This is a genomic window from Enterovibrio litoreus (assembly GCF_045679545.1).
GTDB lineage: Bacteria > Pseudomonadota > Gammaproteobacteria > Enterobacterales > Vibrionaceae > Enterovibrio.
Window position 1 is genome coordinate 2,153,169 of record NZ_CP166194.1, and the last position, 18,998, is coordinate 2,172,166.

The following is an 18,998-nucleotide window of genomic DNA, read 5'->3' on the forward strand; positions in this document are numbered from 1 at the left end:
CACGATCAAGGAGAAAGCGCATCATGTTCAATGAAGAAATGCATTTGGATTCACCTATCCGTTGGGGAATGGTTGGCGGTGGTCGAGGCAGTGAAATCGGCTACTCTCACCGCGCAGCCGCGCAACGTGACCGCTTGTTTACCTTTGTCGCGGGTGCGCTGGACTTAAACCCCGAACGAGGGCGCGAATTTGGCGCCAATCTCGGCCTAGACCCGGAACGCTGCTACCCAGATTACAAAACCATGTTTGCTGAAGAAGCAAAGCGTGAAGACGGTATTCAGGCAGTCTCGATTGCGACGCCAAATTCGACCCACTATGAAATTGCAAAAGCTGCGCTTGAAGCGGGCTTGCACGTTGTATGTGAAAAGCCCGTTACCATTCATGTCGAAGAAGCCATAAAACTCAAAGCATTGGCGGAAAAGCAAAACAAAATGGTGGCCGTCATGTATGGCTACACGGGCTTCCCTATGGTTCAACAAGCCAAAGAGATGGTTCGCCGTGGCGACATTGGCGCCGTGCGTGTGGTGCAGATGTCTTTTGCTCATGGCTTTCACAATCTGGAAGTGGAAAAAGACAATCCCGGTGCCAAGTGGCGCATGAATCCAGAAGTGTCCGGCCCCAGCTTCATCATTGGCGATTGCGGCACTCACCCTTTCTACTTGGCAAGCCTGATCACGGGTTTGAAAGTGAAATCTCTATTGTGTTCACGCCAGAGCTTTATTGAATCTCGCGCACCGTTAGAAGACAACGCTCACGTCATGTTCAATTTTGAAGGTGGCGCTGTAGGCACCTTGTGGGCCAGTGCCATCAACTCAGGCTCGATGCACCAACAAAAAGTGCGCGTCGTGGGCGAAAAAGCCAGTATCGAGTGGTGGGACGAATACCCAAATCAACTGAGATATGAAGTGCAGGGAGAGCCTGTGCGTATTCTAGAACGTGGCATGGGCTATCTTTACAACGATGATCTCGGTGTTTCTTGCAACCGTCAAGGCGGCGGTCACGCGGAAGGTTTTTTTGAATCTTGGGCGAATCTTTATCACCGTTATGCGCTGGCCATTGACGCATTCGATCGCGGCGACACCGCATTCTTGGCGACCCATTGGTATCCAGACATTAACGGCGGAATTGACGGCGTGAAGATGGTGAATGCTTGCGTCAAGTCGGCAGATAATGGTGCAGTGTGGGTAGACTATGACTGAGTCTCATATTCATCTCTCTGGTTGGGAGAACAACGCTAAACGACCGATAGATGTCATCTGTCTGGGTCGAGCTGGGGTTGATTTCTATGGCAACACAGACGGCGCAGATTTCTGCGCTGAGTCCAGCTTCAAAAAATGTGTCGGCGGCTCACCCGCCAATGTCGCCATTGGCTTAGCCACTTTGGGCGCAAAAGCCGGTTTCATTGGTTGTCTATCTGATGATGCGCTAGGGCGTTATGTGCGCCAGTACATGCGAGGGAAAGGCATTGATTTATCAGGTGTCAAAACCTTAAGCGGTGAATACCGCACCAGCTTAGCGGTGGCTGAGTTGCGCCCTGAGCCTGAAGTCGTCATTTATCGCAACAACGCGGCAGACTTGGCACTAAACACGAAAGATATTAGTACCGAATATCTCGCGTCATCTCGTTGTTTGTTTGTCTCAGGTACAGCGCTGTCCACCAGCCCATCCCGTGAAGCCACACTTTCTGCCATGCAAACCGCACAACTCTCCGGCACCTTGGTGGTGCTGGATTTGGACTATCGTCCCTATTCTTGGGCATCGCCTGACGATCCGCCGCATTTCTATCGCTTAGCGGCGTCGTTAAGCGACGTGGTGATTGGTAATCGTGAGGAATTCGAGGTCATGGGTGTCCCGCATGATCATGAAGATAGCCACATTAATGCGGCATCGGAGCTATTGAGCGGCGGCACAGAATTGGTAGTGGTCAAAGCCGGCTCACAAGGCTGCGATCTGTTTGGTTTGGATGGTAATGGCAATTTACTCAAACGCTCACAAACAGTTTTTAGCGTGGAAGCGCGCAAACCCTATGGCGCAGGCGATGCCTTCGCCGCCGCACTTCTGTTCGCCTTGCTGTATCAATACAACTTGAAAGACGCCGTTGCCATGGGGGCCGCAAACGCCGCCATCAATGTCACGGGCGATACCTGTGCAGATGCGATGTCGAACTTACCCTCATTGACCGCATTTATGGAAAGCCGTGGACACACATTTACAGCGTTGCCAGAAGTGACAGGGCAACGTTAAGAAACGATTAAGGAGTAGATCATGGGAAAGCATATCCCGCCGTTTGATAACAGAAATGAACCCGTTGTTGGCGTCAATGATGACACCACTCCCCTTTGCTTTTTCAATCCTGTACGGCTTAAAAAGGGTGAAAGCCATAGCTACAAGCTGGACGATTACGAATCAGCAGTCGTGTTAGCTGGCGGCACCTGCGACATCACTGTCGATAGCGAAACGTTTAGCGGCATCGGCAAGCGCGCGTCAGTTTGGGATGGCGACCCTGCTGCGGTATACGCGCCAGTGGGCAGCGATGTCACTGTGACATGCGTGTCCAACGAAGCCGATGTGATGATTGCAGGTGGTCGTTACGAGCGAGAAGCAGGACACGCGCTTTCTGCCTTCGCCGTTCAACCCGAAGAGACGGATAAAATTCAATACGGCAGCGACGACACCAAAACCCACCGTAAGATTAAACATATCTTGGGTCAGAAGAATGCAGACAAACGCGGTCGTATGCTGGTTAGTGAGTTGTTTACTGTGGGCGCGGGCGGTTGGTCAGGTTTCCCACCGCACAAGCATGATGAAGATCGAGCACCGCAAGAAACTCGCTACGAAGAGGTCTACCAATTTAGGTTCAACCCCGACTTTGGTTTTGGCGCGCAGTTTCTTTACGAACATGAAGATGATTGCGGGCCGGTTTATCACGTTCGCACTGGCAGCGTGATTGCCATCGACAAGGGCTACCACCCTTCTGTCGCGGCACCTGGTTACGAGATGTATTACTTCACTATCATTGTAGGTGAAACAAGTAAATCCTTGGTGCAGCACTTCGACCCTCATCACGAGTATCAAGTGCATACTATTCCCGGTATCAAAGACATGGTTGCTAAATTTAAATAATTGGCAATCAAAAAAGGACGAATCGATGCTAGTAAACCTGAACGATTTACTCCCAAGCGCTGCTGTCTCTGATGGCGCAGTGGCATGCTGCAATGTCTTTGGTATTGAAGAAGCGAAAGCCATTATTGCCGCCGCTGAATCCCTTTCATTGCCCGTTATTCTTGCCGTCAACAAGGACATGGTGGACTTAGCAGGTGTTGAAGCCATGGGTGGTATGCTCGTGCCAATGGCCAAAGCCAGCTCCGTGCCTGTCTGCGTTCATTTAGACCATTGTTATGAAGAAACCATTGTATATCGCGCCATTCATTCGGGCTTTAGCTCTGTGATGTTTGATGGTTCACAACTGCCGCTTGAAGAAAACATCCGGCGAACACGCCAAGTGGTTGACGTAGCGCACGCGGTCGGTGTGACGGTTGAAGGCGAACTCGGCTCAGTCCCTTATGAAGAAGGCCGTGACCACATCAAATCCATGGCGACTAGCCCACAAGAAGCCACCCAATATGCAGGCGAAAGCGGCATTGATGCGCTGGCTGTGTCTGTCGGCAATGTTCATCGTAAAACCGAAGCGAATAGCCCAATTGATTTCGCTTTGTTAAAACAAATTGAAATGGCCACCACCTTGCCTTTAGTTATTCATGGCACAACGGGTATTGCAGAGGCGGATCTACTCAAGCTCAAGCAACAACGAGTGGCGAAATTCAACGTGGGCACCACCCTTCGTATGGCGTTTGGTCAGGCTATTCGTGAGTCTATGCGCCAAGAGCCGGAAAAATATGACAGCCAGTATTTTGCAGGAAAAGCCATGCCAGCGCTGCAATACGAAGCAGCCAGAGTGATCGCATTGTTGGCTTCCTCACGTCAACCACTATTCAAGTAGCGAACGCTAGCGGCGATACCCATTCAAAAGGACGTAAGAATGAGCAAGGCATATCAGAAGTTAGGAAGACGATTGAGATTAGGCGTGATCGGTGGCGGGCCTGACTCCTTTATCGGTTCGATTCACCGGTCAGCCGCCACCATGCATGAAGAATTTGACGTGGTTGCAGGCGTGTTTTCGTCAAACGCAGAACGCTCTATTGCCGCAGGAGAATCCATGGGTATCGCTCGCCCCTATGGCGACCCCGACGCTTTATTCGCGGGCGAAGCAAATACCGATGAGCCCATTGACGCTCTTGCCATCATGACCCCAAACAACAGCCACTATGAACTTTCCTGCCGTGCATTAGATGCAGGGTTTAACGTGTTCTGTGAAAAACCGCTCACCATGACAGAGGAAGAATCCGCTGATTTAGTCAAACGTGTTAAAGCGGCTGGTAAACGGTATTGTGTTGCCTACGGATACAGTGGTTACGCCATGGTCAGAGAGGCCAGAGAGCTGGTCGCTCAAGGTGTTATCGGCAACATCACCATGGTGCAAAGCAATTACATTCAAGGACATCTTGCCACACTCACCGAATCAGAGTTATCAGGTGCGAACTGGCACATGGAACCTGAACTCGCTGGACCATCCCTGATCCTTGGCGATATCGCGACCCACAGTTATCACCTTGCCAGCTATGTGATGGGTATGGAGGCGGCCTCGTTAAGTGCAGACGTCACCGCGCTGGTTGATGGCCGTGATGCCGATGACTACTGCGGAATTTTGCTTCGCTACCCAAACAAGGCTCGTGGCGTCTTTTGGGTCACACAAGCTGCCGCCGGTGGCGTACATGGTCTGAATCTCACCCTTTACGGCACCAAAGGCGGCTTGGAGTGGAATCAAGAACAACCTAACGAATTGCTGGTTCGCCCAATTGACAAGCCCGCCTATATTCTCACCAAAGGGGGCGTTGGACTCACTAAAGCTGGTGAACGGGTATCGCATGTGGCGATTGGTCATCCAGAAGGCTACCGAGAAGCCTTTGCCAATCTGTACTACGATTTCGCTTCCAACATCGTCGATGACATCATGGGTGAAACACCTGATCCGCTCAGTCTCACCAATCCCACCGTGGAGGAAGGCGCACAAGGGATGGCCTTTGTATATGCAGCTGTTCGTTCACGAGACAGTGACGGTAAATGGGAACCCGTGAAAGATCTCACCTAACCTTCTGGTTTATCGATTTACATGCTTGCGAGCAGGTAGCCCGTCGTCGGTCTGCTCGCCTTTTTCACCGCGCGTTGCTGCTTATTCACTCCGGTCTCTCTTTCCTCTCCCGCTCTCACATTCGCTTTTCCTTACTGTGATCCTCAAAAGAATTAATATTCAGGCTTATAACTCAGACAACCTCATCGTCGCCACCAGACTATATTCACAAGCAATAGTGAATGCTCAGGAGGAGCTATGTCAGACAAAAAAATCGCACTCTTTGGTTGGCACCCAGACGTGGTGAACTACGATAAATGGCCAGATATGAATGCAGAGAAACTGCGCGCCATGCTTGAGGCCGATCGGGATAAGCTGATTGCCTTAGGGTACGATGTCACCTTGCACTATATCCGAGATGGCGAAACGGCGTATCAAGCCGCAACAGAAGCGCTGCAGGGGCAACCCTATGATTGTGTGCTCATTGGTGCAGGTGTCCGTCGTGATGACAGTCATTTCCTCGTCTTTGAAAAGCTGGTCAACGCTGTTCATAAAGCCGCACCACAGGCCACAATCTGCTTCAATACCAACCCCACCGACACCGCCGATGCGGTTAAGCGCTGGACCTAATAGACACTAGAGGCGACCAAGGTCGCTTTTTGCCTTTAGCCTTTAGATATCCGAATCACTGTCACGGAGGACACCCGATGATCCAAGCTGCCACAACGGGCTACAACCCAGACTATGCAGAAGACAGCCCAACGATCGAAGAGGTTCAAGCGTTACAAGGTATTGCCATTATCGAGTTTGGCGCACCTTGGTGTGGATACTGCCAAGCGGCAGAGCCTGCGGTGAAGGAAGCCTTAGCAGGGCTTTCAACGACTCACATTAAAGTTTATGACGGCAAGGGAAAACGACTGGGACGATCCTTTAACGTTAAGCTGTGGCCTACTTTGATACTGCTTAACGACGGTATCGAAGTTGAGCGTGTCGTGCGCCCCATTCACCCTGATGAAATCGGAGATTTGCTCTCCGAAGTTGATACCTAACTCGCGTTTAAACGTTTGGCGACCCATCACCTATTTCGCAAACAATTGACCATCAATGTCTTTGAACGATTTAAATTCCAACGCATTGCCGGTCGGATCGAGAAAAAACATGGTGGCTTGTTCGCCCGGTTGACCAACGAAACGAATATAGGGCTCTATGACAAACTCAACCCCTTTTTCTTTTAACCTGTCAGCCAGTAATTGCCAATCTTCCATCTCAAGCACCACACCAATGTGAGGAACCGGAACGGCTTTGGCATCAACAGCATTGTGATGCAGATTCAGCGTGTTGTTGTCACCAATATTGGGGTCATGATGAATCACAAGCTGATGCCCATAAAGGTTGAAATCAACCCATTCGTCACTGCTTCGCCCTTCCCCACAATTCAACACGTCCGCATAAAAACGGCGTGACTCTTCTAGATTTCGTACCGGAATCGCGACGTGAAACGGTGTTAATGCCATGTTCTTCTCCCTAAAAACGCAATGATCGAATGTAAACCACAGAATCAAGAATAGTGTGTCTGCTCACCAAGAGGTTGATCGAATCATAAGATCGCGGCAAACAACAAAGGAGCGACAGATAATTAATGCGAAAAAAAGCAGCTTACGCTGCTTTTTTTGTCCGCTAAGAGAATTACTTCTTCTTGCGTTTGTCAGTGATTTCCCACTTGCCGTCGATGAACAAACCCGTCCAACCGGATGGCTTGCCGTCTTCTTCGGTGCGAACGTAGTTCTCTTTGCTCTTACGACTAAAGCGAACCACAGCTTTGCGTCCATCTGGGTCTTCAGCAGGTGCGTCAGCCAGATACTGGTACTTCTCTGGAATGCGATCCTTAAAACGAGCAAGCTCTTCAACCAAAGGCGCACGCGTTTCGCGCGATTTCGGGAAGTTACTCGCTGCGAAGAACAAACCTGATGCGCCATCACGAAGCACGAAGTAGGCATCTGAGTTTTCACATGGCAACTCAGGGAAATGCACCGGATCTTCTTTCGGTGGTGCGACTTCTCCGTTTTTCAAGATCTTACGGGTGTTCTTACAAGTTTCATTGGTACAACCCATGTACTTACCGAATCGGCCATTTTTCAGCACCATGTCGGAACCACACTTGTCACACTCAACCACTGGGCCTTCGTAGCCCTTAAGCTTGAACTCGCCTTTTTCGATCAAATACCCATCACAACTTGGGTTGTTACCGCAAACATGTAGCTTGCGTTCTTGGTCGATTAAGTAAGCGTCCATCGCAGTTTCGCACTTAGGACAACGCTTTTTAGCACGAAGTGCTGCCGTTTCGACGTCTTCTTCAAGAACGTTAACAATGCCTTCTTCATCCATCAGGTTGATGGTGGTTTTGCAACGCTCTTTCGGTGGCAACTGATAGCCTGAACAACCCAAGAATACGCCAGTAGACGCGGTACGAATACCCATCTTGCGGCCACAGGTTGGGCAATCGATGTCGGTCATGACGATGCTGTTCGGCTTCATTCCGCCTTCAGTTTCATCCAACTCAGCCTTCACTAAATCATCAGTAAACGCTTTAAAGAAGTTGTTCAGTACCTGTTTCCAATCTTCTTTACCCATAGCGATTTGGTCGAGATGTTCTTCCATACGCGCAGTAAAATCATAATCCATCAGATCAGCAAAGCTGTCATCAAGACGATCGGTAACAATCTCACCCATTTTTTCTGCGTAGAAGCGGCGCTGTTCAGTGCGCACATAACCACGATCTTGAATGGTTGAAATGATCGATGCATAAGTAGAAGGACGACCAATACCACGCTTCTCAAGCTCTTTAACCAATGCAGCTTCTGTAAAGCGTGCAGGCGGCTTGGTGAAGTGTTGCTTAGGGTCAACCTTATCTAGCGTCAAGATCTCGCCCACATCAACGTGTGGAAGCGTTGTATCTTCGTTTTTACCCATAGGGCGCTGTACACGCGTCCAACCATCAAAACGCAAGGTACGACCTTTCGCTTTCAGGGTAAATTCACCCGCTTGAACGCTAATGGTGCCCGAGTCGTATTTAGCTGGTGTCATTTGACACGCCACAAACTGTCGCCAGATCAGGTCATACAGACGATGAGCGTCAGGGTCCATGCCCTGCAAATCATCCGCTTTCACGTCAACACTTGAAGGACGAATTGCTTCGTGCGCCTCTTGTGCGTTGCCTTTTGAACCATATTTAATTGGCGCGCTTGGCAGATACTTATCACCAAATTCACTACCAATAAATTCACGTGCTGATTCCACCGCCTCCTGGCTAAGGTTGGTCGAGTCAGTACGCATGTAGGTGATGTAACCCCCTTCGTACAGACGCTGAGCCAGCATCATGGTCTTCTTAACACCAAAGCCCATGCGTGTACTCGCCGCTTGTTGCAACGTCGAGGTAATAAAAGGCGCAGACGGCTTACTCGTGGTTGGACGAACTTCGCGATCCGCCACTTTGTATGTCGCTTTCTGCAGCGCATCCGTTGCCGCCATCGCCTGTGCTTCGTTCAAAGGTTTGAACGCTTCATGGTTTTGTTGGGCAACAACTAGTCGCAATACGTTTTGACTGGCCGTCGTCGTATCGGCATGAATATCCCAATACTCTTGCGGCACAAACGCTTTGATTTCATGCTCACGCTCAACAAGAAGCTTAACCGCAACCGATTGAACTCGGCCCGCCGACAAGCCACGTGCAACCTTCTTCCAAAGAAGAGGCGACACCATAAAGCCCACAACGCGATCCAGGAAGCGGCGTGCTTGCTGTGCATTCACGCCATCCATGTTCAACTCACCAGGCGCTTGGAACGCTTGCTGGATAGCATTTTGAGTAATTTCGTTGAAGACAACGCGTTTAAAACGGCTTTCATCACCGCCGATAAGTTCCCGCAGGTGCCAAGCAATGGCTTCCCCTTCGCGGTCCAAATCCGTTGCGAGATAAATACAATCTGCTTTTTCTGCCAACGCTTGAAGTTCTGAAACGACTTTTTCCTTACCAGGAAGCACTTGATACTTGGCTTTCCAATCGCGGTAAGGGTCAACTCCCATTTTGTTGATCAACGAATTCTTTTCTTTCTCTTTCTTAATTCGTTCTTTTTCTTCCGGACTCAACCCTTTGGTTGAAGTAGGCGTCGCTTTCTTGCCGCCTTGTGCAGCACCGGTAGGCAAATCCCGAACATGACCAACACTCGATTTAACGATGAAGTCTTTGCCCAGGTATTTATTAATCGTTTTTGCCTTTGCCGGGGACTCCACGATAACGAGAGATTTACCCATAGTGACCAATACGCCCTCGCGTCAAAAATTCAATCTATCCATCCAAATCGCATGCAAACCTTGATGCCATGCTGACTGACTCTTTTTACAATACGAGCGAGTCGATCTGAATATCAACCAGTTTCTTTCTAAAACTCCCCGATTGGTTGCAGCTTCCGCAGTTGTTATCTACTTGTAAACAACAAACCTACTTTATCGGAGGATTAGCGCTGTCTCACATTTGCAAGCGCGCTAATCATTACCATTGACCGCAACCTATTTACCATTTCACTTCGAATTTTTCTGGCTTGGCTCACACTAAGCCTTCCCGAAACAACCAATTCGACGGATTCGCAACCATGTCCTCTTTTGAAGACACAAAGGCTATAATAGGCGCTCTTTTTCACTTTATTCGAGAAAAGTATGTCTGACAAAACACCGATCGGCAGTGACGACCTGCTCAACATGGCGAACAAAATCATCCGCGAACACGACGCATACATAGACGGCATGCACGTCAGTTCAGTGGAAGAAAAAGCAGGCGTGATGGTCTTTAAAGGCGAATACTTTTTGGACGACAACGGACTGCCAACCCCCAAAACCACTGCTGTTTTCAACATGTTCAAGTATCTTGCTCACCAACTGTCAAAACAGTACACCTTGCAATAAGCCAGCGCGTTTGAGCTTAAGCAGAAAAATGCCACCTTGCAGGTGGCATTTTTCTTTATGAGCGAAGAATTTACCCCTCAAACACTGCCGTATCTTTTTCTTTATCTTCTCGGACAGAATTACCGCCTTGACCGGAATTATTGTTGCCGCGACCTTTCGGATCAGGGCCAAATTGATTTGGACCCGGTGTGCCGTCAAGAATGCCCAATTCAACCAAGGCGAATATAGGACCAATCAAGGGTAAAAAAGTCACAACAAGCCACCACGGACTTTTGTTCCTGTCTTTCAAGCGTTTGATATTAAGCGCAATGGATGCATATATCGCGAATAGAGAGATCGCGATTGAGAGCACATCTAACACTGCGTTTCCGCCTTGATAAAAGAAAGTTGGCAATACCATGACCAGCACAGGCACGCTGTATAGCCAATAATCACGGCGTCTCATTCGTCCTTCAAACGAAAATAAGGCCCACTTTTGGTTGTTCATTTTAACTCCTAAACGATAGGTCGCTGACCACGACTGATCCACTTCAACAGCAGGCGATCTGCCGCTTCCGCGGATGCACCAGCCAATTTTTCAGCAAGCTTTTTACGCTGAACATAACGCACGTTCAAAACGTCTTTCTCTTTTACTGCAGACACCAGATAGTCATCACTGGTTCCGATGCTATCAATCAACCCCAATGGCAGCGCTTGGCTACCAAACCAATGCTCACCAGTCGCGACTTTTTCCAACGCCAAAGATGGACGATGATCTGCAATGAAATCTTTAAATAGTGAGTGGGTTTCTTCTAACTCACTCATGAACTTCTCACGCGCTTTATCTGTGTTTTCGCCAAACATGGTAAGGGTGCGCTTAAACTCACCCGCCGTCAGTTGCTCAAATTCAATATCATGTTTTTTAAGCAATTTATTGAAGTTTGGCAACTGTGCTATCACGCCTATTGAGCCAACAACAGCAAACGGTGCTGCGATGATTTTATCTGCGACACAGGCCATCATGTAACCACCGCTGGCCGCCACTTTATCAACTGATGCGGTCAAAGGAATACCTGCTTGTTTGATACGATCAAGCTGAGAAGAAGCCAAACCATAGGCATGCACCATACCGCCGCCACTCTCTAGACGAACCAGCACTTCATCGCCTTCTTTCGCAACAGACAGAACAGCAGTGACTTCTTCACGCAATGCGGTCACTTCACGGGCATCAATACTGCCTTTGAAGTCCAATACGAATACATGAGGCTTACGGTTTGATTCCAATGACGCCGCATCGGTCATTTTTTTGGCTTCTGCTTTGGCTTCTTCTGCTTTGGCTTCTTTTGCCTTGGCTTTTTCCGCTTTTTTCTCCGCTTTATCGCGAGCTTTCAGTGCAGTTTCGTCATAAAGATAAGACTCCATAGCGTGAACCAAATCTTTATGTTTTTCAGTCAGGTTTGTGATTTCTAACTCACCTTTTTGCCCCTGTTTTCCACCTGCACTTTTCACGATAACCAACACGACGATCACTGCGATGGCAAAGGTCAATATTTTTGCCAAGAACAGGCCATAATCAAGCAAGAATTCCAAACTGTATTCCTCATTTATTGTTATATGTGGTCATTCTACTAAACAACGACCAGCAAAGTGCAAGTGCCGTATCGTTTTCTTTGTATTCGCTAGTTGTTTAATTCAGGTTCAGCACCTTACAATGCCTACTAACCGCAGCGAAACGCATTCGCGAATCGAAAAGTGGGCATTGAGATTAACAGGCAGCGATGTCGAAGATAAAAGGAATATTGTAACGTGGAGTATCAAGTAGCAGCCAATGCATTAGACGGAAAGGTCATTCTGGTGACTGGTGCTGGAGATGGTATTGGACGACAAGCCGCCCTCAGTTACGCGCAACATGGTGCAACCGTTATTCTGCTAGGACGCACAGTAAAGAAGCTAGAGAGCGTCTACGACCAGATTGAAACGGCAGGCTTCCCTCAACCTGCGATTATCCCACTGGACATGCTAGGCGCCACACGTCAGCACTATCTGGATATGGTTGATACCATTGAGCAGCAATTTGGTCGCCTTGATGGCGTCTTGCACAATGCTGGCATGCTGGGAGTATTGAGTCCTTTCGATCAGATCGAAGAGAAGGCTTTTGATGAAGTCATGCAAGTGAACGTTAAAGCCACGTTTTTGATGACCCAAGCCGTGATGCCTTTACTGCAAAAATCAGACGACGCGCGCCTCGTGTTTACAACATCTACCGTGGGACACGCTGGGCGAGCATTCTGGGGCGCATACGCAATATCAAAATTTGCCACCGAAGGCATGATGCAGGTGCTGGCGGACGAATTGAGCAACACCAGCGTTAAAGTGAATGCTATCAACCCAGGCGGTACGCGCACAAAAATGCGTGCGTCAGCGTTTCCAGCGGAAGAAGCGAGTAAACTCAAATCGCCACTGGATATTATGCCTTTGTACCTTTACCTTATGGCGCCAGAAGGTGTTGACGTGAACGGTCAATGCATCGACGCGCAACCTAAGTAATCAGGCTCGACAATCCAGTCGCAAAAAAGCCAGCATTTCTGCTGGCTTTTTTATGTCGGTGCTATCTCGCTTAACGCCCTTGGCGCTTTCCGCCCTGAGGCTTCTGGCGAGAAGACGACTGACCGCCAAATTTCGGTCCTGCATTGCTACCCGGACGACCGTTACCGCGTTTACCTTGTGCGGGTTTACCGTGTCCTGGCTTACCTTGAGCAGGCTTACCCGACGCTGGTCGACCTTGTGCTGGCTTACTGCCTTGAGCTGGTTTGCCCTGCGCAGGTTTAGCTGGCTGACCGCCACGACGAGGTTTACGCGTTTCACTTGATTCAACACGCTCTTCGTGACGACGCACTGCACGACGGATCTTCTGACCACGTGCTTTACGCTTTTGCGCTTCTACTGTGATCATGGTTTCTTTTTCTGGGCGTAGATCTACCATTTCACGCAAGTAGTTAACGTTATCCAGTTCAAGTTCCATCCATCCACCGCGAGGTAGCTCTTTGTTCAAGTAGATGTCACCGTAGCGTACACGCTTCAGGCGGCTTACCGTCACACCTTGTGTTTCCCAAAGACGACGAACCTCACGGTTACGTCCTTCAGTGATCACAACATAGAATGTGTGGTTAGAACCTTCGCCACCCGCATATTGAATATCTTCAAAACGCGCTTCGCCATCTTCAAGCTGAACACCACGAACCAGATTTTTTACCATCTGCTCGTTCACGTCACCAAACACGCGAACCATGTATTCACGTTGAACTTGACGGCTTGGGTGCATCAAACGGTTAGCCAACTCACCATCTGTGGTGAACAGCATCAAACCTGATGTATTCGCATCCAAACGACCTACAGCAACCCAACGGGCACCATTAAGACGAGGGAGGCGATCAAAAACGGTACGTCGACCTTCAGGGTCGCTGCGTGTGCACAACTCACCTTCTGGTTTGTTGTATGCCATTACACGGCACACAAGCTCAGAAGGCGCAGCAACTTGTACACTGTGCCCGTCAACACGAATGTTAGCGTTGACATCTTCAAGACGATCACCAAGCTTGGCAACAACACCATTGACGCTGACACGACCATCTTGAATCAGGCTTTCGATCTCACGACGAGAACCGAGACCTGCGCGGGCTAACACCTTCTGTAATTTTTCACTCATTTACGTTTACCTTACTGTCGCCTTCACAGGCGTCGATGTCGGAAAGAAACGCCTCGAAAGAGAGGCAACGGCGTATTATGCCAAAATAGGTACAAATACACCATGCCATTTCGTTACTAGCCACCGACATCACTGGAAATTTAGCGTTGCAGTGTGGCCAATTAGCCATAACCGCTGACAAGTTTATTCAAACGGACTCGTGTCGCCTGTGCCATAACGAAGAATTTCAGGCTTATCGTCACTGAAATCAATCACTGTAGTCGGCTGCTCACCGACAAAACCACCATTTAAGATGCAATCAACTGCGTGCTCAAGCTGATCACGAATCGCTTCAGGATCAGATTCCGTAAAATCATTGCCGGGCAAGATAAGTGACGTGGACATTATTGGCTCGCCCATGGCTTCCAACAGATCCAACGCTATTTGATTGTCAGGCACACGAATACCGATAGTTTTGCGTTTCGGATTCATCAAACGACGTGGCACTTCTTTGGTTGCCTTCAAAATGAAGGTATACCGACCAGGCGTGTTATTTCGGATCAAGCGATACGCAGTGTTGTCGACTCGTGCATACAGCGAAAGCTCCGACAAATCACGACACAGTAACGTGAAGTTGTGCTTATCATCCAAGCGACGAATTCGGCAAATACGTTCCAGCGCCGTTTTGTTTTCCAGCTGACAGCCCAGTGCATAACCCGAATCTGTCGGATAAACAATAACGCCGCCATTACGAACAATAGCAACAGCCTGAGTGATCAAGCGTGCTTGTGGATTATCAGGGTGCACATAAAAAAATTGGCTCATACTTCCTCCTGTACGGGCAATACTTCCAACGTTGGCAGCGTCCAAGTTTCCCAGATTTCCGAACAACCTTTTGGTAAGTATAAGTTACGTCCGAGCTCTAGCCACGGAGAAGGGTAATGAAAATCAGAACCTTGGGAACCTGCCAGCCCAAATTGAATGGCATAATCACCCAAAAGGCGACGCTCATTTGGTGCTTGCTGCGGTTGCGCCACTTCCATGCCATCTCCACCTGCATCGGCAAAGGTTTGAAGTAGACGTTTCAACCATTTGGCCGTGAGGTTATACCGACCGGGGTGCGCAATCACGGCCTGTCCGCCCGATTTGTGAATAACATCAACCGCTTCATCAATCGTGCACCAATTTGGTGGCACATAGCCGGGGTTACCGCGAGTTAAGTATTTCTTGAACACGGCCTGCATGGTTTTTACGTGGCCTTGTTCGACCATCCAGCGGGCAAAATGAGCCCGTGTCAGTGGCACATCACCCGCCAGCGCTTTTGCACCTTCCAACGCACCGGGCATACCTTGCTTGTCCAGACGCTCAGCAATCAATTCGGCACGCGCTTCACGGCGAACCGCTTGCTCTTCAATAAGCTTTAGAAGTTCAGGCGCATCGGGATCAATATTCAACCCCACGATGTGAATATCTTTATTCTGCCAAACCGTCGAAATCTCAATACCATTCACGATATGCAAAGGAAGGTCGAGATCTGCCACGGCTTGCTTGGCTGGCGCGAGGCCGGCCGTGGTATCGTGATCGGTAATAGCGAGCACGTTGACACGAAAGTCAACTGCGCGTTTCACGAGATCTTCAGGACTGAAGCGTCCATCAGACGCTGTGGTGTGGCTGTGTAAATCAAATAGCATTAATTTTCTTCAATTCGTTGCTTGACTTTGCCGCCATACACTAGTTAACTAGTACACGATTACTAACTCAAATGGATTACGTCTTCATGGTACAGCATAACCTCATCCAACAAACAGCACTGATTAACTGGTGGTGGCACTCCCAATAACGGGCGGTGTGATGAGTGATAGCCAAAAGAAAGACGTCACCAAGCCCGCCTAACGCGGGTTTTTTTGTATCTCGATTTTACCGCCCAGCATGCATTGAACACAGAGTGAAAGGTGGCGGAAATGAAAAAGGATTTTAAGCATGATCATCGTATTGAAGCCTCAGGCCACTGAACAACAAGCAAAAGCCATTCTGGACAAGATCGAGCAAGCAGGTCTTAAGCCTCTGTATATGCCGGGCGTTGAACGCATTGTTCTAGGTGCATTAGGTGATGAACGCGTCTTGCAGAAACTGCATTTAGACAGTGACCCATTGGTAGAAGAAGTGAAGCCTATCCTCTCCAAGTACAAAATGGTGTCTCGCGAAGTTCAGGCTCACAACAGCGTGGTTCGTATCGGCAATGTGCCCGTCGGCGGTAACAAATTTGCGGTGATTGCGGGGCCCTGTTCGGTAGAATCTGAACAACAACTTATGTCGGTTGCCGATGTTGTCAAAGGGCACGGTGCAGTAGCCCTTCGCGGTGGTGCTTACAAGCCACGCACCAGCCCATATGATTTCCAAGGGATGGGCGTTGAAGGGTTGAAATTACTCAAGATGGCCAGTGAAGCGACAGGCATGCCAACCGTGTCAGAGGTCATGGAAGTGAGTCAGGTCGATTCACTGTGCGAATACATTGACTGCCTACAAATTGGCGCGCGGAATATGCAAAATTACGGATTGTTAAAAGCAGTTGGCGAAACTGGCAAACCGGTCTTGTTAAAACGCGGACTTTCCGCCACTATCGAGGAACTGTTGCTGGCCGCAGAATATATCTATGATGCTGGCAACCCGAACATTATTTTGTGTGAGCGCGGCATTCGCACGTTTGAAACGGCAACCCGCAACACGTTGGATTTGAATGCAGTCGCTTATATCAAGCAGCGCAGCCACCTTCCAGTGGTGGTCGACCCTAGCCACGGCACGGGGGTGCGCGAGCTTGTTATCCCACTATCTCGTGCGGCCGCAGCAGTTGGCGCCGACGGCATCATCGTTGAAAGCCACCTTAATCCAGCAGAAGCGCTGTCTGACGGACATCAAGCACTCACCGGAGACATGTTCGCGCAATTGATGCAGGAACTAAAACCTTTTGTAGAAGCAGCAGGGAGAACGCTGTGAAAAACCACGCTTTAGAACAAGGCGAACTCGACGTATTAAGCCTGGATGTGCCCTACGTCGCCGCTCCAACTGAATTATATGCAGCGGTCTGCCAAGATCGCCCACATAGCTTATTGCTCGAATCCGCCGAAGTAGACTCCAAGCAGGATCTCAAAAGCCTGATGCTGATCGATGCTGCCGTGCGCATAGTGTGCCGCGGTCGAACAGTTGAGCTAGAAGCCAAAACGAAAAATGGTCGAAATGTACTGAGTGCGGTTGAGGCAGAACTATCCAAGCAAGGCCTCGCCATCGATTCACAACGTACTGATGATTTGCTTTCGCTTCACTTTTCACAAGAAAACCGCACCTTGGATGAAGATGCGCGTTTACGTCAGCCATCACCTTTTGATGCGCTGCGTTTAATTCAACATGCCTTTAAACTCGATGGTCTTCCCGACGAAGCACTGATGATCGGGGGGCTTTTTGCCTACGATCTGGTTGCCCAGTTTGAGCCGTTGCCTGAAGTGGAAGCAGGTAACCGCTGTCCGGACTATCTGTTTTATGTGGCAGAGACCCTGATGGTGATAGATCACCAACGTCGCCATGCCACACTTCAAGGCACGCAGTTTGGTGGCGATGAAAACACCGAAACCTATTTTGATTTAAGCCGCCGCTTACAGGCGATAAAAGAAAGCTGCTTGAATCCATCACCAATGCCAAAAGCCGAGATACTGGAGACCTCGAATCTGACCGTATCTGTCAGCGATCAAAACTTTTGCGCAGCCGTTGACGAGCTCAAACAATACGTCGTCAAAGGGGATGTATTTCAAGTTGTGCCAAGCCGTCGCTTTACACTACCTTGCCCTTCCCCACTCAACGCGTATTTGAAGCTAAAACAAGGCAATCCAAGCCCATACATGTTCTACATGCACGACACAGATTTCACCTTGTTTGGCGCATCGCCTGAGAGTGCACTCAAATACAGCAAAGACACCAATCAAGTCGAGATTTACCCGATTGCGGGCACACGTCCTCGTGGCAAAAACAGTGATGGTTCGATCAACTTAGATTTAGACGGGCGCATTGAGCTAGAACTTCGCAGTGATGTGAAAGAAAACGCCGAGCACATGATGCTCGTTGATTTGGCACGTAACGACGTGGCACGTATCAGTAAGCCAGGCACACGCTATGTCGCTGATCTTCTGAAGGTTGATCGCTACAGCCACGTGATGCATCTGGTTTCTCGTGTCGTAGGTCAATTGCGCGGCGATTTGGATGCCCTACACGCCTATCAAGCTTGTATGAACATGGGCACGCTAACTGGCGCACCGAAAATCCGTGCCATGCAGCTTATTCGCCAATTCGAACAAAGTCGTCGTGGCAGTTATGGCGGCGCAGTAGGCTACATCACGGGTCATGGCGACATGGATACCTGTATCGTCATCCGTTCAGCCTATGTGGAAGATGGTATGGCGCAAGTTCAAGCTGGCGCAGGCGTGGTCTTTGACTCCATTCCACAAGCCGAAGCCGATGAAACACGCGGAAAAGCGCAAGCCGTTCTCACTGCCATTCAGGCAGCACATCAAGGAGAATCCGCATGAGTCAGGCTGTAAACGCAAACATTGTGCTGGTCGACAACTTCGACTCTTTTACTTACAACCTTGTGGATCAATTCCGCTCGCTCGGTTACCCGGTCACCATCTACCGTAACAGCCTGTCTGCTGATCAAATTGAGCAGGCCATGTCAGCGCTGACGAATCCTGTCTTGGTGCTTTCGCCAGGCCCAGGTGCGCCATCAGAAGCAGGCTGCATGCCTGAACTAATCAAAAAACTAAAAGGCCGCGTGCCTATGATTGGTATCTGTCTTGGACAACAAGCCATTACGGAAGCCTATGGCGGTGTCGTCGCGGGTGCGGGTGAAATTGTTCATGGCAAAGCCTCGCAAATGACTCACAATCAGCACCCCGTTTTTGGTTCGATTGAAAGTCCACTGACCATTGCCCGCTATCACTCGCTTGTTGCCACGAAAGTGCCTGACTCGCTGGATGTGATTGCTGACGTCGATGGGCTCGTGATGGCCGTGGTGAATGATGCTGATCGCGTTGTGGGTTTTCAATTCCACCCAGAATCAATTTTGACAACAAAAGGCGCAGACCTTCTGACAAATACAATCAACTGGGCGACACAGCCGCGCTGATGGACGACAAGACAAGGAGA

The 18,998-nt window shown here is 49.4% G+C and carries 19 protein-coding genes and 1 other annotated feature; of the genes, 12 read left to right on the forward strand and 7 right to left on the reverse strand.

Annotation, left to right across the window (positions count from 1 at the left end; all coding sequences use genetic code 11):
• The first annotated feature begins 23 nt into the window (after positions 1–23).
• From AB8599_RS09400 to AB8599_RS09430, 7 genes are all read left to right on the forward strand, one after another.
• Positions 24–1,199, forward strand: coding sequence for a Gfo/Idh/MocA family protein (locus AB8599_RS09400; RefSeq protein WP_407330648.1), 1,176 nt, complete (start codon positions 24–26; stop codon positions 1,197–1,199).
• Positions 1,192–2,244 carry a 5-dehydro-2-deoxygluconokinase gene (gene iolC / locus AB8599_RS09405; RefSeq protein WP_407330649.1) on the forward strand — a complete coding sequence of 351 codons (1,053 nt, stop codon included), beginning with the start codon at positions 1,192–1,194 and terminating at the stop codon, positions 2,242–2,244. The genes AB8599_RS09400 and iolC overlap by 8 nt, the downstream gene beginning before the upstream one ends.
• Positions 2,245–2,265: 21 nt before the next feature.
• Complete coding sequence (locus tag AB8599_RS09410; RefSeq protein ID WP_407330650.1) at positions 2,266–3,123, forward strand: 5-deoxy-glucuronate isomerase; 858 nt, start codon at positions 2,266–2,268, stop codon at positions 3,121–3,123.
• A gap of 25 nt (positions 3,124–3,148) precedes the next feature.
• Positions 3,149–4,000 carry a class II fructose-bisphosphate aldolase gene (locus tag AB8599_RS09415; RefSeq protein ID WP_407330651.1) on the forward strand — a complete coding sequence of 284 codons (852 nt, stop codon included), beginning with the start codon at positions 3,149–3,151 and terminating at the stop codon, positions 3,998–4,000.
• A 39-nt stretch (positions 4,001–4,039) separates the two neighbouring features.
• Positions 4,040–5,209, forward strand: coding sequence for a Gfo/Idh/MocA family protein (locus tag AB8599_RS09420; protein WP_407330652.1), 1,170 nt, complete (start codon positions 4,040–4,042; stop codon positions 5,207–5,209).
• Between the two features lie 237 nt (positions 5,210–5,446).
• On the forward strand, positions 5,447–5,818 hold the full coding sequence (locus AB8599_RS09425; RefSeq protein WP_407330653.1) for a hypothetical protein: 372 nt from the start codon (positions 5,447–5,449) through the stop codon (positions 5,816–5,818).
• A 77-nt stretch (positions 5,819–5,895) separates the two neighbouring features.
• Positions 5,896–6,237, forward strand: coding sequence for a thioredoxin family protein (locus tag AB8599_RS09430; RefSeq protein WP_407330654.1), 342 nt, complete (start codon positions 5,896–5,898; stop codon positions 6,235–6,237).
• 30 nt (positions 6,238–6,267) lie between these two features.
• Here AB8599_RS09430 and AB8599_RS09435 read toward each other — a convergent pair whose 3' ends face one another.
• Positions 6,268–6,702, reverse strand: coding sequence for a VOC family protein (locus AB8599_RS09435; protein WP_407330655.1), 435 nt, complete (start codon positions 6,700–6,702; stop codon positions 6,268–6,270).
• Positions 6,703–6,874: 172 nt separating this feature from the next.
• Positions 6,875–9,496: a type I DNA topoisomerase gene (gene topA, locus AB8599_RS09440; protein ID WP_407330656.1), complete on the reverse strand. Its 2,622-nt coding sequence runs from the start codon at positions 9,494–9,496 to the stop codon at positions 6,875–6,877.
• A 402-nt stretch (positions 9,497–9,898) separates the two neighbouring features.
• Between topA and AB8599_RS09445 the strand changes: the two genes are divergently transcribed.
• Complete coding sequence (locus tag AB8599_RS09445) at positions 9,899–10,144, forward strand: YciN family protein (RefSeq protein WP_407330657.1); 246 nt, start codon at positions 9,899–9,901, stop codon at positions 10,142–10,144.
• Positions 10,145–10,214: 70 nt separating this feature from the next.
• Here AB8599_RS09445 and AB8599_RS09450 read toward each other — a convergent pair whose 3' ends face one another.
• Both AB8599_RS09450 and sohB read right to left on the reverse strand, forming a co-directional pair.
• On the reverse strand, positions 10,215–10,631 hold the full coding sequence (locus AB8599_RS09450) for a DUF805 domain-containing protein (protein WP_407330658.1): 417 nt from the start codon (positions 10,629–10,631) through the stop codon (positions 10,215–10,217).
• Positions 10,632–10,639: 8 nt separating this feature from the next.
• Entirely contained in the window at positions 10,640–11,713 is a 1,074-nt protein-coding gene (sohB, locus tag AB8599_RS09455; RefSeq protein ID WP_407330659.1) for a protease SohB, read from the reverse strand.
• Positions 11,714–11,929: 216 nt separating this feature from the next.
• Here sohB and AB8599_RS09460 point away from each other — a divergent pair, with 216 nt between their 5' ends.
• On the forward strand, positions 11,930–12,670 hold the full coding sequence (locus AB8599_RS09460) for a YciK family oxidoreductase (RefSeq protein ID WP_407330660.1): 741 nt from the start codon (positions 11,930–11,932) through the stop codon (positions 12,668–12,670).
• A gap of 70 nt (positions 12,671–12,740) precedes the next feature.
• Here AB8599_RS09460 and rluB read toward each other — a convergent pair whose 3' ends face one another.
• The 3 genes from rluB to rnm all read right to left on the reverse strand — a co-directional run bounded on the left by rluB (position 12,741) and on the right by rnm (position 15,499).
• The gene (gene rluB / locus AB8599_RS09465; RefSeq protein WP_407330661.1) at positions 12,741–13,829 is read right to left on the reverse strand and encodes a 23S rRNA pseudouridine(2605) synthase RluB; all 1,089 of its coding nucleotides are present in this window, start codon (positions 13,827–13,829) and stop codon (positions 12,741–12,743) included.
• Between the two features lie 183 nt (positions 13,830–14,012).
• Positions 14,013–14,633: an L-threonylcarbamoyladenylate synthase gene (locus AB8599_RS09470; protein WP_407330662.1), complete on the reverse strand. Its 621-nt coding sequence runs from the start codon at positions 14,631–14,633 to the stop codon at positions 14,013–14,015.
• Positions 14,630–15,499 (reverse strand): RNase RNM, encoded by an 870-nt coding sequence (gene rnm / locus AB8599_RS09475; protein ID WP_407330663.1) that lies wholly within the window; start codon positions 15,497–15,499, stop codon positions 14,630–14,632. Before rnm ends, AB8599_RS09470 begins: the two co-directional genes overlap by 4 nt.
• Positions 15,500–15,621: 122 nt before the next feature.
• Positions 15,622–15,716, forward strand: a sequence feature (Trp leader region).
• Positions 15,717–15,788: 72 nt separating this feature from the next.
• On the opposite strand from rnm, the gene aroF reads away from it, so the two are divergent.
• From aroF to AB8599_RS09490, 3 genes are read left to right on the forward strand one after another with little or no spacing between them, the layout of a single operon-like run.
• Positions 15,789–16,802: a 3-deoxy-7-phosphoheptulonate synthase gene (gene aroF, locus AB8599_RS09480; RefSeq protein WP_407330664.1), complete on the forward strand. Its 1,014-nt coding sequence runs from the start codon at positions 15,789–15,791 to the stop codon at positions 16,800–16,802.
• Positions 16,799–18,382: an anthranilate synthase component 1 gene (locus tag AB8599_RS09485; RefSeq protein WP_407330665.1), complete on the forward strand. Its 1,584-nt coding sequence runs from the start codon at positions 16,799–16,801 to the stop codon at positions 18,380–18,382. Before aroF ends, AB8599_RS09485 begins: the two co-directional genes overlap by 4 nt.
• Positions 18,379–18,978 (forward strand): aminodeoxychorismate/anthranilate synthase component II, encoded by a 600-nt coding sequence (locus AB8599_RS09490; RefSeq protein ID WP_407330666.1) that lies wholly within the window; start codon positions 18,379–18,381, stop codon positions 18,976–18,978. The genes AB8599_RS09485 and AB8599_RS09490 overlap by 4 nt, the downstream gene beginning before the upstream one ends.
• Positions 18,979–18,998 lie beyond the last annotated feature (20 nt).

What these genes read in the sequence shown, in the direction of transcription:
- AB8599_RS09400 (WP_407330648.1), top strand. Translation starts at nt 24, where the DNA reads ATGTTCAATGAAGAAATGCATTTGGATTCACCTATCCGTTGGGGAATG.
- iolC (WP_407330649.1), top strand. Translation starts at nt 1,192, where the DNA reads ATGACTGAGTCTCATATTCATCTCTCTGGTTGGGAGAACAACGCTAAA.
- AB8599_RS09410 (WP_407330650.1), top strand. Translation starts at nt 2,266, where the DNA reads ATGGGAAAGCATATCCCGCCGTTTGATAACAGAAATGAACCCGTTGTT.
- AB8599_RS09415 (WP_407330651.1), top strand. Translation starts at nt 3,149, where the DNA reads ATGCTAGTAAACCTGAACGATTTACTCCCAAGCGCTGCTGTCTCTGAT.
- AB8599_RS09420 (WP_407330652.1), top strand. Translation starts at nt 4,040, where the DNA reads ATGAGCAAGGCATATCAGAAGTTAGGAAGACGATTGAGATTAGGCGTG.
- AB8599_RS09425 (WP_407330653.1), top strand. Translation starts at nt 5,447, where the DNA reads ATGTCAGACAAAAAAATCGCACTCTTTGGTTGGCACCCAGACGTGGTG.
- AB8599_RS09430 (WP_407330654.1), top strand. Translation starts at nt 5,896, where the DNA reads ATGATCCAAGCTGCCACAACGGGCTACAACCCAGACTATGCAGAAGAC.
- AB8599_RS09435 (WP_407330655.1), bottom strand. Translation starts at nt 6,702, where the DNA reads ATGGCATTAACACCGTTTCACGTCGCGATTCCGGTACGAAATCTAGAA.
- topA (WP_407330656.1), bottom strand. Translation starts at nt 9,496, where the DNA reads ATGGGTAAATCTCTCGTTATCGTGGAGTCCCCGGCAAAGGCAAAAACG.
- AB8599_RS09445 (WP_407330657.1), top strand. Translation starts at nt 9,899, where the DNA reads ATGTCTGACAAAACACCGATCGGCAGTGACGACCTGCTCAACATGGCG.
- AB8599_RS09450 (WP_407330658.1), bottom strand. Translation starts at nt 10,631, where the DNA reads ATGAACAACCAAAAGTGGGCCTTATTTTCGTTTGAAGGACGAATGAGA.
- rluB (WP_407330661.1), bottom strand. Translation starts at nt 13,829, where the DNA reads ATGAGTGAAAAATTACAGAAGGTGTTAGCCCGCGCAGGTCTCGGTTCT.
- AB8599_RS09470 (WP_407330662.1), bottom strand. Translation starts at nt 14,633, where the DNA reads ATGAGCCAATTTTTTTATGTGCACCCTGATAATCCACAAGCACGCTTG.
- rnm (WP_407330663.1), bottom strand. Translation starts at nt 15,499, where the DNA reads ATGCTATTTGATTTACACAGCCACACCACAGCGTCTGATGGACGCTTC.
- aroF (WP_407330664.1), top strand. Translation starts at nt 15,789, where the DNA reads ATGATCATCGTATTGAAGCCTCAGGCCACTGAACAACAAGCAAAAGCC.
- AB8599_RS09490 (WP_407330666.1), top strand. Translation starts at nt 18,379, where the DNA reads ATGAGTCAGGCTGTAAACGCAAACATTGTGCTGGTCGACAACTTCGAC.